We start from the raw sequence: 15,685 nt of genomic DNA, 5'->3' as shown, positions 1-15,685 counted from the left end.
TCTAAAAACCTATTGTGACAAATTAAATCGTAATTGTCCACCGAAGGCTGTAGAGCTTCTTCTAAAGGCAGTAGTGACCCTCGGGTCGTTGATTGTCCTATCAAAATAAATCTGAATATTCAGATTTTGATTGATCACATAACCCACTGTGGGCCTGATCTGAAGGTTCAAATTTCCATTTGTAACTGTGTTTACGTCTTCAATTTTCCTCTGTACCTGACGTGTATCCACTACCCGTGTATTCAACCTTAACTGGAGATCATTTTTCAGAACTTCCTGTCTTCCCTGAATTTTAAAAGGTACTTTGACACCAGCCTTGGTATAACCCAGATCAAATCCAAAATCCCTGCTATTTTGCTCTGTTACCTGGGCATTGGAAAAATTCAATCCAAGATTCCTTTCTGTATTATACTCCATCGCAATATTCAACCTGTCCTTGGTAAGCAAATTAACCCCTATCAGAGGAGCAAAACGCTCTGTTAGAATTACCTGATTTAAAATGAAAATCGGAATAAACTGTCCAAACTCATCTGTCAGGTTCGCTCCAGGAATGATATTGGACACCCGATTGAAAAGTTCCAAGCCTTGCTGATATAAAAGGGAATTGGAAAAATTACTGACCTCATAAGTTGACGCATAGCCATGGGTCAAATTAATAGAGGAGAAATATTCCCTCAATGCTGGAATCTGCGAGAGTCCGCGATAATCTACTCTCCAATTTGGCAATGGTATTTGAGGCAAAGGATTCAAATTAATCGAATTCGCATCCCTACCGGAATAAGCGGACAAAAATGCCAATGTCAATACATCCTGCCCATTCAATCCAAACTCACCCCCGGGGTTTTGGGCATTGAGCCTGGCCTGAATGACTGCCCTATTATTTTCAAGTTGCCTGAATACAGGTGAATTGTTGTTGTTATCATCCCTTACAAAAGCCGTCCTTATGATAGAATAAGTAATGCTATACCCACCAAGTCTATTGGGACTCAGGCTGCTAAACCGCAAGTCAGGATCTCCGGAGTTCCTAAATATCTCACTGTATTCTCCTGTTTCCCGCTTTCTAGCTTCAAAATTGATCCTGAAATCTTTGAAAGGCTCCGCCAAAGCAGTCAGTTGGAGGTTGACAGCTTTATTCTGCCGGAAAGCCTGGGTAAGCTCAACACTTGGCGCCATCAATCCATCCTCTGCTAACCTGAACCTGAGATTGGGGTCCTGACTTCCAAAAATGAATCCAAGACCTGGATTCAAGAAGCTTCTGTCCAACCCCAATAAACCCGTATTTTCCATATAACCCGGTAAAAAAGTACCCTCCACCACTGAATACCTAAAATTGATATCTTTTACCATAGTCAAAAACTTGATAAGTTTATTGGTAAATGGGGTGCCGATGGTATCTTCTGCATTTACCACCTGTCTTCCGGGTATACTCGGTCTCCTTGGGGCATACAATGCCCTCAACTTTGCATTTTTGTTATACAATTTGACAAGATCCAACTTGCCGGTGATAGCTCGATCCCGGGTATTCTGTATCACATTACCCAAAGTGTCCCTTTGTCCGATGGCTCCGGTGAGCCAGGCATAATTGGCTGAATACCTATAATCCATACCAATCCAGTCCAAGGCTTTGACCTTATCCAATGGCAGCTTGTAATTGGCCATCAATTGATGGGTATAATTGGTAGTTCTACCAAAATTCCTAAGATTGACCCTAACGGAATCCCTTGCCTCTTGGGTATCACGGGCACCTTCGGGCTCATCCACTACAGAGAAATTCCTGCTCATCAAATCAACCCTTAGATTTTTGGTCAAATCCCAATTGACATTAAAGGTCCGGTTAAGGAAGAAACTTTTTTGGTAGAATGGATCAACCCCATCAGTGGTCAACTGGTCATTTCTAAATTGGGTACGCATGAACCTCCTGTCTAGATCAACCCGTGCAGATACACTCGTCGGAACAAAATTAAAATTGATGTCCCTTATCAATCTGAATCCGGAACCTCCGGACCATTCCGCATTTTTAAATGGCTCTAAGATCAAAGGTTTGGGTTGGTACACATAGGCAATATTCCCAACCCTTGTCTCAAACTCATAACGCGCTGTATTGATATTGCTCTGTCGCACACTACCAAAAGCATAGGAAACCGAGAAATTACTCAAATCATAAATCTTGACACTTTCCTTAGCCGGATTACGGTTTTTCCGGACATTGGAAAACCCAATATTTCTTCTTTTCATTAGGTCCAGCACCTGACTTCGGTACAAATCCCTCTCTGCATCTGACTGGAATTTGTCCAATGCCAGCCTCAAAGGAACATCAGGGTTCAATGGATCATATTCAGGCCTTACCGTGATATTTTCCATACTGGCATACATGGGTATGGTCATATTCAATGCCTCAGGCAAAAGTTTTTCTACACTGACATTGGCAGAAATATCATATTGGGTGGCAGACTCCAAAGAGCGCTGGGATAGTCTTGTTTCCAAACCTCCAAATCCAACCGTATTGTGTCTAATGGAAGTAGAAATTGTAGCTACATCTGCAATCTGAGTATTCAAAATGGCATTGGCTGCCCAACCGGAGGATTCGATAAAACCAGTCACTCGTAATTCGTTTGCCCATATACAGATAGACCTGGAGCCTCCTCCTGTGGCTCCTGGGTTACGGATACCAATCATCATACCTTGTATAAGACTGAGTTCGGGCCTTCCCACCACTGTCACTTTATATTGCCTGATTTCCTGTGTAAAGGCCAAATTCAAAGGAACCCTTTGATTGTCCCTGTCCACTTTGACCCCTACAATCTCTTTGATGGCTATGTCAAGTTCATTTTCCAAAGGCCAGATCTGCCTTGGATCTCTGGTTCCCTTTGGAGTAATTAAAAGTGGAACCTCTATTTCGTAATAATTATCAGTATAATCAGTACCCATCCTGATAAAGGCAGTCAATTCTCCATTTTCAGCATCCTCAGAGTCGGCATGGAAAAACATCTTGATCCTTTCATATTGTACCAGGTTGAGGGACCCTGTGTTCTTAAATACTGCCCGGGCATCCCTGGCCTGCAGATCTTCAACACAAAGACGGAGGGATTGCTCGTTCAACTGCCTTTCCACAGCTGCTAAATTATCCCTGTCCCGCGTAATTCCAGGAGGCAGCACATACGGGCTCTGGGTAGCACTTCCTTGACTGTTTTCTTCGATATTGACGACACCAACAGTAAAATTGGAATTATCAGGTTCAGGAATCTCAAAAAAGCCCCTTTCGAAAAGTGACTCTTGGAATACACGCCATTGACTGGCCACCAAACGGAAATTAGCCATTCTCAAGACAACGGGCTGTTCAAAATCTGTGAGGTAAGTCCTCATAAAACGGATAGATTTAAATCCTGAGATTTCGCCCTGAACCCTATCAGGATTTCTGACCGGTATCCTAAACAGGTACCAACTTACCTCATCCCCGCTCTGAATAGAAGTAACCCGGTCGACAATGTACCCTCTCCCGACTTCCAATTGTCCTGGTCTAAGGTCAATTTCGTATTCATAATAGGCCTCCAGCTCATTGATTGTATTGTCATTATTCAAGTCTTCATTGTCCGGAAGGTTGGAACCAGAAGGTGTAAATGGCAGGTTGACATTAGAAGTAATAGGGGTGTTCCCTTCCATACCATTGAAATTCTTATAACGCTCCAGAATTTTGATATCTCTATTGTCAAAATCCTGATCCAAATAATACTTGAAATTATCAGCCGAAGGATCAGCTTCAATTTCCTGAAGGACCTGTGGCGTTACATTCAGCCTATTTAAAAACCTATCTCTAAAAAATTCTGCTTCTTCAGCCGAGTTCAGACCATCCAGACCGACATCTTGGTTGGTCCTTGCTTCAGGTGAATTATCAAAAGCAGGAATTAAAAACTGTTGCCTCGTAATCCTTCCCCATTCTGTGGTAGCTGTCTGACTAAAGTCTCCATCTGCCGGCAAGCCATTTTCAAATCCATGCCTGCTGTCTTTTACCACATCCTCGGAAATTTCCCCTAAATTAAACCGAAGTTTTCCACCTGTTGTATTGTTCTGATTAAACTTTCCATCTAAGACCCTGCCATTGGGCCCTTGAATAAATGGATCGAGTAACCAGAACTCAATATATTCCACATTTGTCCTATCAAAGTCCACTTCTGTGGTGATAGCCCTTGTAACTCCTCCATAATTCAGCCTTGGATTGGGAAGAAAACCATCCGGGGTCAGTGCAGGATTGTAATTATACATCCCCCTTTCACTTGGGAAATAAGCCAATTCAAAAAGTGGCTCAGGTACTATAATGACGTCCCTATCCCTGCTTTGGAAAATTTCTTGAGGTATTACCCTTCTCACATAGTGATTTTGCCGATCCTCTCTGGTAATATTGCCGGGAACCCCAGGCCCACTCTCTCGGTAAAACACGTTGTCTATGTTATACCAGGCCAGCTTTGCCCTTCGATAAGTATTGCCTAAACGGTCTTCCGTTGTGCTGCTTAAATCAAACTGATCATTATCAGTCTTTGGTGTTGCAGCCAATCTCCAAGTTTGGGCAGCAGCATTTCCCAAGCCATAGGGAGTAATGGCTGTTTCAAAATCATCGATATAGACCGTCGGCTCTCCAGCAACTCTATTGGAAGTACCAGGTAGCAGTTGGGCAAATTCTCCACTAAAGGTTACCAAAGATTTTTCCTTGGTATTGGTAAATGGAAGAAAATCTGCCAGTTTGGTAAGGAACCGGGATTCATCCGAGAAATTGGCATCCAATCCCCACATGCTGTTCCTTAGGGTTTCAGCCCCAGTGGCAATCCTGGTTATATTTGGCCTTTCATTAAGGTAAAGAAATGTTCCCCCCAGACTCAGCTTTTCATTGACCGCATAATCCAATCTTGTCCCTAAAAGACTTCGCGTTTGAAAGGATACAAGATCTGCTTTTTCAAAACTGATGGAAATTCTTTTCCCTGACTGAAGAATAGACTCATTAATGATATTGACACGTCCAATATTGTAATCAACCGTAAAATCAACACCCTCTGTCAAGGGAATATTGCCTGCCATCACAATCACGGATCCAGGAGAAATATTCAAGCCAGGCAACAAAATCTCCGAAGCTGAACCGGCTGTCAACCTGCCCTTGATAAAAAATTTATCATAGCGCGTCACCAGTTCTGCATCGGCCCTTGTTGTCCGGTAGAGCGTATCAAATACAAAGCGATCGGCCAAGTTACGTTCGTTGGGAAGAAAAAGATTCCTTAATGTCCTCCCAAAAGGTTCCAACACCGGGAAAGCAAGTAATCCCCTGTCAGGAAAAATTGTAATTCCTGGAACAAAGTCAAAATTCCCATCGGGAGCTGGATCATTCTGAGGGTTAAGGTTATCCAAACCCATCAATCGGATCAACGGCCTGTTTCTTACATTCTCCCCTTCCAAGAGGGTAGGATTATCCAAACCCGTCCTATCATCTCTGTAAATTACCTGAAGCTGAAAACCGTCCCTCATCACCTGATTGGCATTCAGGTTATAAATGTTTTTCATCATCAGGTCCCAAGTAGGAATGTTGATGTTTATCCTTGCAGGACGCAACATTTTCAGGTAAATAAATTCATTCTGAGGCCTGTTTTGATAATCTTCTGACATTTCTCCCACTTTGAATACCTGACCATTAAAGGTGTATTCAAAAGAAACAGCCAAAACCTCATCATTTTGCAACCTCCTTGAAAGCGAAATATAACCTAACTCCCGGTGAAAGAAGAACTCGTTGGGTCCCAACTTTCTGGCTCCACTTACCTGTTCAAAATCAATTCCCCTGGTAAGCTGCAAGGAAGATTCAATGGCACTTGACCCTGTGTCTGCAGGTCTGAAAGAAGGATTTGCCAAGAGGTTCTGAAAGAGCAGGTTGGCATTATTGGCCGCTGGACTTCCTGGACTTCCGGTACCTATATTGGGATTGGTAGGCCTAAAAATCCGGGTCCCTTCGCCCAAATCCATAAAGGAAACAAAATTCCTTAATGTCTCGGTATTATTGGCCCTGTTCATGATGTAAACCTCCACCCGGGTGATATTTACTCCGGAAAGAATCTGAGGTATACCCCTTAGCCAGCGCTCATAATTGTCTCTAAAAAAGTGGGCCAAAAAAAAGTGTCTGTTCTCATCATAATTGGAACCCTGGATTTCAAACATCCTACCCTGTCCTCCAGCCTCAATGACAAGCTCATCTCTCCTTCCACGCTGGGTAGAAGCCACAGAGGTGACAAAAAGGTTACCGAACTGCATCTGGGTCTTTACACCAAATAAATTCTGGGCTCCATGAATCAGACTGTTTTGCACAGGCATGCTGACATTCCCTATCTCTATAGATTTGATGATATCTTCCTTGAAGCCCTGGTATTCTACCTTCAACTGATTCTGAAAGTCAAAAGAGTTGTTGGAGTCAAAGTTGGCTGCCATTCGCATCTTCTGACCCAAACTGCCATTAACTGCCATTTGGATCTGCTGATTGAAATTAAAATTGCCGTTTTGTTGCTGCCTGATAGGGATAGCCGGATTGTCTATTCTTCTGAAAATGGCTCCAAGATCCAGGTTGACAAAACCTGTAGGTACCAGTGTAATTTCATCTCCTCCAAAAATCCTGTCAAACTGAGGAGAACTGGTAAATGGAATCGAAATATCTCTTCCCGTTACGGGACTTTCTCCATCCATCCCTCTCGACCTGGTTCTCCAATACTCCTGCCTGACTTTGAATTCCTGAATTTTTGAAAACTCATCAAAATCATAGATTACTCCAGGAGTTAAAGAAGCAGAGTCCAGCTCATCCTGAATCCTATACTTCAAAGTGGAATCCATTTCCACTCTGATATTTTGCCTTAGTGAAGGCGAAGGATAAAATGGCGAATATTGCGGCCTATACGGATTTTGGTTGGGAAAAAGAGGATTTGTCCTAAGGCTTGGCCAAAGTAAGAAAGACGGTGATATCCTCCTTTTGTTGAGAGAGTCCAGCCTACTTACTGTCAAGGTATCTATAACAGTCTCCTGTGCAAAGGATTCCAAGGAGGGTAAAATAAAACACAGCAACAGCAAAAAAACTGATGCAAACTTTAAGATGGAATCTTTGAAAAAAAATTGACGCCCAAGCAAAAGACCAAAGATTTAAATTGTTGATTAAGGTGCCTTTAAAGATGCTTTAATTAATTCTTCTAAAGAAATTTCTGAACCTGTTTTTTTCAATACCGCGGCAATGTTTTTTTCAGCAGTAGCTTTTGGAAAACCTAAAGTAATCAAAGCCTGTAACGCTTCTTCTCTGATTTTATTGTTTGATTGGACAAAGCCTACTGCCGTCTGACCATGTTCTAACAGTGTATCTTTTCTAACTTTATCCTTCAATTCGAGTACAATCCGCTGAGCCGTTTTTGCACCGACCCCCTTTACATTTTGGATGGTACGGAAATCCTCCTGTACAATAGCACTTTCCAATTCTTCAGAACTCAGGGAAGAAAGGATCATCAATCCGGTATTAGGGCCAACCCCTGAGATGGAAATCAAATGCAAAAAAAGTCTCTTTTCATTCTCCTCTTTGAATCCATAAAGGGTGTGGGCATCTTCTTTGATATGCAAATAAGTGAGGAGCATAATATGCTCCTCATCTTTTATTTTTGAATAAGTCTGCAAGGAAATTTTTACATGATACCCAATACCCCCTACTTCAATAAGTACATAAGTTGGGTCTTTGTAAACCAGCTTTCCTTTTAGGTATGCAATCATAATTTTTCTTTCATTTGCGCATCCACCACCGCTATGGCTACCATATTAACGATTTCTCTGATGGAGCTTCCAAGCTGTAATATATGCACTGGCTTATTCATTCCCAAAAGAACAGGACCAATTGCTTCGGCATGTCCAAGTTCTGACAGCAATTTATAAGCGATATTACCGGAACTAAGATCTGGGAAAATCAAGGTATTTGCCTTGTTTCCGATCAGTGCACTGAACGGATAGTTTTCCTCCTGGATCTCCTCGTTCAAGGCTACATTGGCCTGCATTTCACCTTCTATGATAAGATTTGGATATTTTGCCTTTGCCAATGCTGTTGCTTTTGCTGTTTTGGCCGCAACTTCCCCTTTTGCTGAACCAAAATTGGAATAGGAAAGAACAGCGATTTTAGGTTCAATATCAAAGAACTTTACTCCTTCCGCTGTTAGCCCAATGATTTCAACCAGCTGTTCCGCTGTAGGGTTTACGTTCACTGTGGTATCGGAAAAGAAGAAAGGACCACGGTCTGTATTCATGATATACATACCTGCTACACGGTCAATGCCTTTTTTCACTCCGATCACATGAAGTGCTGGAAGAATGGTCTTTGGATAATCTTTTGTAAGGCCTGAAATCAAGGCATCTGCTTCTCCCAGCTCCACCATCATAGAACCAAAATAGTTCCTGTCCTTCATCAACCTATAGCAATCCTGGGGAGTAAGTCCTTTTCTCTTCCTTTTTTCAAACAGAATGTTTCCAAAGCGCCTCAGTCTTTCTTCATCTTCATAAGGATCTACAATGGTAACTCCAGACAAATCCAGCTTATTTGCTTCAATGATCTCATCAATTTTTTCTTTTCTACCCAAAAGAATCGGAATAGCCACACGTTCATCCCTTAGAATTTGGGCGGCTTTCAGGATTTTAACATTGTCTGCTTCAGCGAATACCACTCGCTTAGGATCTTTCTTGGCTCTTGTTACAACCCTAAGCATCAGCCTTTGGTCAATGCCAATTCTTTCCTGAAGCTCAAGATTATATGCATCCCAATCCGTAATTACATATTTTGCAACCCCTGATTCCATGGCAGCCCTGGCTACTGCTGGGGCAATAGTAGTTATCAATCTTGGATCAAGAGGTTTTGGAATCAGATAAAATCTGCCAAAGGCCATTTGCGTATCGCCATAGGCCTTATTTACTATTTCAGGGACAGGTTCTTTGGCAAGGGCTGCAATGGCTTTCGCAGCAGCTAATTTCATTTCCTCGTTGATGGTGGTAGCCCTAACGTCCAATGCACCTCTGAAAATATAAGGAAAGCCCAATACATTATTGACCTGATTAGGATAGTCGGACCTCCCCGTAGCCATGATCAGGTCATCACGCGTAGCCATTGCCAAATCATAAGCGATTTCAGGATCTGGATTGGCAAGCGCAAAAACAATTGGGTTCGGTGCCATCTTTAAGATCTGCTCAGGAGAAACTATATTCCCCGCAGAAAGCCCCAGAAAAACATCGGCTCCTTCAAGCGCCTCTGTTAAGGTATGAACATCTTTATGGGTTGCAAATTCCTTTTTGATCTCATCCAAATTTGGACGGTCCATCCTGATGGCTCCTTCTTTGTCGCACATCACGATGTTCTCCCTTCTCACCCCAAGACTCATATAGAATTTGGTGCAGGAAACCGCCGAAGCTCCCGCTCCATTGACCACCAATTGGATCTCATCTATCTTTTTCCCTACAATTTCAAGCGCGTTGATCAAGGCTGCACCTGAAATGATAGCGGTCCCATGCTGGTCATCGTGCATCAAAGGAATCTTCATTTCCCTTTTCAAGGTTTCCTCGATCAAAAAGCACTCAGGAGCTTTTATATCTTCCAGGTTAACCCCTCCAAAGGTAGGCTCCAGCGACTTAATTATCTGGATCAGCTTGTGCGGATCCTTTTCGTCAATTTCAATATCAAAGACATCGATGCCGGCAAACTTCTTGAATAATACACCTTTTCCTTCCATCACCGGCTTTGATGCCTCTGGACCAATATCTCCCAGTCCCAAAACTGCGGTGCCATTCGAAATTACCGCCACCAAATTACCCTTGGCTGTATATTTATAGACGTTTTCTTTATCATTGGCGATCTCTTTACAAGGTTCTGCCACCCCTGGGGAGTAAGCAAGTGCGAGATCTAACTGACTGGAAAGCGGTTTGGTAGGTACTACTTCAATTTTACCGGGTTTCCCTTGCACATGATAGTTCAGTGCATCCTCTTTACGGATTTTAATGGCCATATAGGTTTGTTTGTTAAATGATATCAGCTGGAAGATTCCGGTTTGGGAAGCACTTCCGTTGCTAACAAAATAGTTTCGATCTCCCGGATAGATTCTCTATGGGCTTCATTGGGATAATAAACGAATCCTTCCATGTAATAAAGTTTCCCTTTTTTATCATCCACAATCACATAACCCAGGAATGAGCCACCCATGCTAAGGTTATTGGTTTTCCATCCTCCGCGGATTTCGACTGCAAAATTATTGTTTATCTTGAAATTACTAAATACCGGAGTGGGATCAACCCGCTCTGTAACGAGATAAGAATTTCTGTTTGAGGGGTTTCCATAAATATGCATTTTTGTAATTTTTTCCCTCAGCTCCAGAATAGATTGGGGAAAGACCTGATCTTCAGACACATAATCTGTCTCGTAAAAAAACAGGCTGATATCTGGTCTGTCAGAACGGGGTGTAGGCTGCCTCAGCCACAAAAAATCACTCTCAGCTTTGGCAATCTGATAGGAAGCCGGCACATTGACACCTAAGCCCAGCTTTTCACCGGCCATTTTTGCAGCTGAATTTTTCCTGTTGAGCAGTAATTTGTTTAACCTGTCCCTTTCTCTCACATGAAAAAGGTTCTGTATTTTATTTTTATTTGCCCTTAGGTTTTGAATCAGCTCTTCTTCATTGTTGCCAAACAGGTACAAAACCTCCTGTCCAAGCGCAAACTCGTCTGCACTCCTCAAAAAATACAATGAAGGGTCATTGGCCGCTTTTTCTTTCGCCTCCTTGCTAAAAAGAGCGTTGATATTTTGGCTGGCAGCCCTTCTGTCATCAAATGTAGTAACATAAACGATATTGGTTGCCATTTTTAAAATCCTGGTCATTGCCCGGGGATCTACTTTTCGGATATCAAACATGCTCTCATCCCTGATAAGACCGGAAACGTCCTCCAAAAACACCTCTTTCAATGTCTGTCCAAGTGGTCCCTCCCATTTGGCAGAATCAATTGCCAGTATAATTTCACCTATAGCGCCTCTTGCTTTTGGTTTGGTTGAATTTTGTGATTCCTCATCACCTTGGCAACTCAAAAAACCAAACATTGCAATGATGAAGGTCATTGCTAAACCTATTTTTCTGATATTCATACGCTTAATTTTTTATGGCCAGTACAATTTAAAAATTAATAAAAGGAATAAAAAGTTTTACTAACGAAATAGTTATCCAATTATTAATCTCTGCCCTGGTTTAATCTGATCGGTGTTTAGGTTATTAAGTCTTTTTATCTGATCTACAGTCACACCATTCAGTTTTTTTGAAATCAGCCAAAGCGAATCACCTGGCTGTACGGTGTAGTATCGGGGATTGGATGCGTCCGAACTGGAATTATCTGCCAAAGTAGTCTGTAACGATGAATTGTTCCTATAGATATACAGTGTCTGACCAACTTTGATGGTATTGGAACTTAAATTATTCCAATTCTTGATTTGAGTTACTGTAGCTCCATGTTGTTGGGCTATTTTCCCCAAAACATCCCCAGGCTTCACTTTATAAGCAATCCTGTCACCGCTTGGCCCAGGGGAATTATTGCTGACTGTCCTAACCGGACTTGAGTTGACGGGTGCCGACGCACTGCGCAAAGCAACAGTCCTTTCAGAAGTTAGCTTTACGGCACTGGCATAATTTTCCTGATTCTGGGTTATCCACTCGGCTGTTGATTTAGGCAAACGCAATGCGATATGCTGATGTGAGGATGGAATTAACCTATTCTGAATAGAAGGGTTTAGAAATTCAATATCCTCGATACAGGTACCACTGATATAAGCAAGTTGCTCTAAATCAAGTTCCTGATTAAATCTCACTTTTTCATAAGCGATGGGATAGGTGGGTTCTTCCAAAAAAAAGTTATGCTCTTCAGCATACCTCACCACATACATCATCGCCTGGAATTGAGGCACATAACTTCGTGTTTCTTTTGGAAGATGGTTATATATACCCCAAAAGGTCTTTTTACCTCCTGAACGATTGATGGCCTTTCTTACATTTCCCGGGCCACAGTTGTAGGCTGCTAAAGCCAATTCCCAATCACCAAACATTCTGTACAGGGATTTGAGATATTTTGCTGCGGCTTCGGTGGACATTTCGGGATCCATCCTGTCATCTATATCCCTGTTGACATGCAGGTTATACATTCTTCCCGTTGCAGGCATAAATTGCCATAGCCCCATAGCCCCCACTCTGGATTTTGCTTTTGGATTAAGACCAGATTCGATGATTGACAGGTATTTGATATCATCTGGCATACCGTGTTCGGCCAGGGTTTCCTCAAATAAAGGAAAGTAAAATTCCTTCCTTTTGAGCACCATTTTGGTGTACTCCCTATTTCTGACAACGAAGTAATTGATGAATGAAAAAATCCTCTCATTCAATTCGAAGGGCATATCAGTCTTCATTGCCCTGATTCTTTTTTCCACCTGATCATAGGTGAAATCGGGAATATATTCAAATTGGTAACTCGGGATTATTGTTTCTTCCTCAATGGAAGAATTGTTGATATGGAAGAGCTCCTGACCATAAACGGAATTATTTATCCAAAACATTAAGACAAAAGCGAATGTGATGGTGCAAATTTTCTTTTTCATGGTCAGGATATTAATTAGTTATTATTCAACTCCATGAGGTAATTCCCAAAGGCATATAATTCGGCCTCTTTGAATGAATTGGCCATTACCTGCAAGCCTATGGGAAGCCCTTGATGGTCTTTTCCATTTGGTAATGATAACGCTGGGACTCCCGAAACAGATGCCTGTACAGTAAATAAATCTTCCAAATACATGGCAACTGGATCGTTGCTGTGCTCTCCAAACTTAAATGCTGTTGAAGGCGTAGTTGGGAGCAGAATGTAATCATATTTATTCAGAAGGTTCTCTGTAAATTCCTTGATTAGCCTTCTCACCTTTTGGGCTTTGGTAAAGTAAGCATCATAGTAACTTGCACTCAACACAAAAGTCCCAAGCATAATCCTTCTCTTTACTTCCTCGCCGAATCCCTCAGACCTTGTTTTTTTGTACATACTTTCAAGATTATGGGCATTCGGACTTCTGTAACCGTATTTCACACCGTCATACCTGGAAAGATTGGAGCTCGCCTCGGCTGTGGTCAGGATATAATAAGTAGGAAGTACATATTTCAATAGCGGGAAGTCCACCTCTTCTACCTCATGCCCCTCCTCCTTTAAGCGTTCCAATACCGATAGGGTATTTTCCTTAATTTCCTTTTGTAAAGCCGGTGACTCAATGGTTTCCTTAAGATAAGCAACTTTTACCCTTTTGTCAAAATGCAGGAGTTCAGAATATTTTGGAACGGGTTTTCTCGAAGCAGTGCTGTCAAAATTATCAGGACCAGCCATGATCTCCATGACAAGGGCATTGTCCCTGACATTTCTGGAAAATACACCAATGGTATCAAATGAAGAGGCATATGCAATAAGTCCCCATCTGGAAACCCTGGAGTAGGTGGGCTTAATGCCGACTAATCCTGTAAATGCCGCCGGCTGCCTCACGGAGCCACCGGTATCCGTGCCAAGAGAAACAGTACAAAGATTGGCCTGCACAGCTACCGCAGATCCACCTGAAGACCCGCCAGGAACCCTGCTTTCATCCGCAGCATTCAACACCTTTCCGTGAACTGAATTCTCATTTGAACTACCCATACCAAATTCATCGCAGTTCAGTCTGCCTATGATGATTGCGTCTTCATCAATGAGCCTTTGGATGGCAGTCGCTGTGTATTGGGAAATGAAACCCTTTAAAATCCTGCTTGATGCATTGGATTCATGGTCTTTGTAAACCAAGACATCTTTTATTCCAATGACCATACCCGCAAGCCTTCCAGCTTTGCCTGAGGCAATTTTTTCATCCACTCTGGCTGCCTGCTCCAAAGCGGATTCCGTATAAACTTCAACGAAGGCGTTGAGATGCGCCTTCGTTTGAATGTTTTGGAGATAATAATTTACTATCGCTTTACAATCGGTTTCCCTATTTTCAAGCGACTTCTTGATATCGTCAAATGATAGGAATTTTTCCAAGGTTCTGATCTTTGGTCTGTTTACTCTTTTTTCTTCTTTTCTTTCAGACCTTCTTCAAGGTCCTCCTGAATTTCTTTGGTGGCATCTTTGAATTCTCTGATTCCTCTTCCAAGTCCTCTTGCCAGTTCAGGGATTCTCTTTGCACCAAATAGCAGGAGAATCACTAAGATGATAAGGATAATAGATCCTCCACCCATATTTTGAAAGAAACCCAATGTTGTCATGATGATATGATTTAGATGATAAATTGTTTACAAAGATATACTTGTGCAGCGCTAACACAAAGGAATGACTCCGCTATAATTGTGTATTTTTTATAAATATACAAATTATTTACATTATCGACCAGCCAGCCAAATGGACGGGTTCATGGGTTCAAGTCCTTTCCAAGTTTCGAAGTGAACTTCAGCTACTCCTTCCCTATTGGTGTAGACCTGTCCCAAAACCTGTTTGGCTTTTACCTTTTCCCCGGATTTCACCGAAATCACCTTCAGCTTGCTGTACATGGTGTAGTATTCTCCATGTTTGATAACAATGGTTCCTCCATATCCGGGAATGGTTCCTATTTTGATCACTTCCCCATCAAAAACAGCCCTGACACTGGCATTTGGCGTGGTCTGAATGTCTATCCCATCGTTATCCTCAGTAATGCCTTTAAGCGTTGGGTGGGGATGTGTGCCAAAAGGCCTTGAAACAAACCCACTTTCAACAGGCCATGGCAATTTACCTCTGTTCCCTGCAAATGAACTCGATAAGGCAGCTGCCTCTGGAGTCATGGGTATGCTGCTTCCAGAAGGTCTTGTTGTTGTGGCGCCGGAGGATTTTGCTGCAGCTTCTGCTTTCCTTCTGTCTTCCGCAATGATTTCCCTAAGCATGCGGTTGAGGTTTTCCTGCTGCTTCTTAGCTGCTGCAATTTGCTTCTTGAGTTCCTGCTCTTGTTGATTGAGGCTATTGACAATGTTTTGCTGATCCTTTTTGGCTTTATCCAACTGCTGCTTTTGCTGATTCTCCTGCTGGATGACCGCTTGCATGTCTTTCTTTTTTCCTTCTAAACTTCTCCTCTGTCCCACAAGTTCCTCAGTGACATTTTCGATCTGTTCAACTTGCTTCTTCCTGGCATCAGAGTATTGTTTGAGGTATTTCAGGCGCATGTAAAACTGCTTGAAGGTTTCCGAACTGAAAACAAAAGCTGTCATGGTCATACCTTGATTCAACTTGGAGGAAGTATAAACCATTCCTGAATATTCTTCCTTCAGGGTTTTCAGCTCCTTTTCGAGATTTTTAATCCTTGACTCCGTTTCCCTGATTTCGGTTTCCAGCAACCTCATTTCACCATTGAGGGTATTGATATAATTGATCCTGTTCTGAAGCTGTTGATTCAAGGCATTCAACTGGCCAACAGAAACCTTTTTTGATTCAGCCGTTTTCTTCAGGATCTGATCAAACTCTAAAAGCTTTTTCTGGATTTCATCTTTCTCCTTTTCAATCTGCGCCCTAGTTTTTCTGGTTTGTGCATGAGCGGGGGATATAACTAACCCGAACATAACCAATACCAAAATCCATATCAACCTGAGCTTTACCATTT

The 15,685-nt window shown here is 42.2% G+C and carries 8 protein-coding genes; all 8 read right to left on the bottom strand.

Annotation, left to right across the window (positions count from 1 at the left end):
- Positions 1–9 precede the first annotated feature (9 nt).
- Positions 10–7,086 (bottom strand): T9SS outer membrane translocon Sov/SprA, encoded by a 7,077-nt coding sequence (sov, locus tag BC751_RS08380; protein WP_479722971.1) that lies wholly within the window; start codon positions 7,084–7,086, stop codon positions 10–12.
- 81 nt (positions 7,087–7,167) lie between these two features.
- Complete coding sequence (gene ruvA / locus BC751_RS08375; RefSeq protein WP_130275156.1) at positions 7,168–7,767, bottom strand: Holliday junction branch migration protein RuvA; 600 nt, start codon at positions 7,765–7,767, stop codon at positions 7,168–7,170.
- Entirely contained in the window at positions 7,764–10,034 is a 2,271-nt protein-coding gene (locus BC751_RS08370) for an NADP-dependent malic enzyme (protein ID WP_130275155.1), read from the bottom strand. Before BC751_RS08370 ends, ruvA begins: the two co-directional genes overlap by 4 nt.
- 23 nt (positions 10,035–10,057) lie before the next feature.
- The gene (locus BC751_RS08365) at positions 10,058–11,161 is read right to left on the bottom strand and encodes a DUF4837 family protein (protein ID WP_130275154.1); all 1,104 of its coding nucleotides are present in this window, start codon (positions 11,159–11,161) and stop codon (positions 10,058–10,060) included.
- A gap of 72 nt (positions 11,162–11,233) precedes the next feature.
- Positions 11,234–12,655: a lytic transglycosylase domain-containing protein gene (locus BC751_RS08360; protein ID WP_130275153.1), complete on the bottom strand. Its 1,422-nt coding sequence runs from the start codon at positions 12,653–12,655 to the stop codon at positions 11,234–11,236.
- A gap of 14 nt (positions 12,656–12,669) precedes the next feature.
- Positions 12,670–14,100: an Asp-tRNA(Asn)/Glu-tRNA(Gln) amidotransferase subunit GatA gene (gene gatA / locus BC751_RS08355; RefSeq protein WP_130275152.1), complete on the bottom strand. Its 1,431-nt coding sequence runs from the start codon at positions 14,098–14,100 to the stop codon at positions 12,670–12,672.
- Positions 14,101–14,120: 20 nt separating this feature from the next.
- Positions 14,121–14,324, bottom strand: a complete 204-nt coding sequence (gene tatA / locus BC751_RS08350; protein ID WP_130275151.1) for a twin-arginine translocase TatA/TatE family subunit — start codon at positions 14,322–14,324, stop codon at positions 14,121–14,123.
- 114 nt (positions 14,325–14,438) lie between these two features.
- Positions 14,439–15,683: a murein hydrolase activator EnvC family protein gene (locus BC751_RS08345; RefSeq protein WP_130275150.1), complete on the bottom strand. Its 1,245-nt coding sequence runs from the start codon at positions 15,681–15,683 to the stop codon at positions 14,439–14,441.
- Positions 15,684–15,685: the final 2 nt, after the last annotated feature.

This window comes from Cecembia calidifontis (genome assembly GCF_004216715.1).
GTDB lineage: Bacteria > Bacteroidota > Bacteroidia > Cytophagales > Cyclobacteriaceae > Cecembia_A > Cecembia_A calidifontis.
The sequence above is the reverse complement of the archived record's forward strand: the minus strand, read 5'-3'. Positions and strand labels throughout refer to the sequence as shown.